The sequence below is a fragment of the Rhizobium sp. RHZ02 genome, assembly GCF_014851575.1.
Taxonomy (GTDB): Bacteria; Pseudomonadota; Alphaproteobacteria; order Rhizobiales; family Rhizobiaceae; genus Rhizobium; species Rhizobium altiplani.
Genome location: NZ_JACUZX010000124.1, coordinates 1 through 255, shown reverse-complemented (window position 1 = coordinate 255; position 255 = coordinate 1). Strand labels below are relative to the sequence as shown.

Annotated in this window: 1 protein-coding gene; it reads right to left on the bottom strand. The window is 60.4% G+C overall.

Annotated features, from left to right (window positions below):
• A partial coding sequence (locus IB244_RS31790; RefSeq protein ID WP_246734818.1) for a reverse transcriptase domain-containing protein occupies positions 1–255 on the bottom strand: 255 nt, incomplete at both ends.

The following is a 255-nucleotide window of genomic DNA, read 5'->3' as shown; positions in this document are numbered from 1 at the left end:
CCTGGTGCTTTGAAGAAAGCATAGCCGAGGAATTTGCTGCCGAAGACGGTGGCAACGGCGCTCTTGGTCTCGTTCACCTTAAGGCGAAGTCGGCCATAGAGACGCCGCAGCAGAGCCATCACCCGCTTGCCCGCCCGCTGTGACCGCACGTAGACGTTACAGTCGTCGGCATAGCGGCAGAAGGCATGGCCCCGCTGTTCAAGTTCCTTGTCCACCTCATCCAGCAACACATTGGCCAGAAGCGGCGACAGCGGC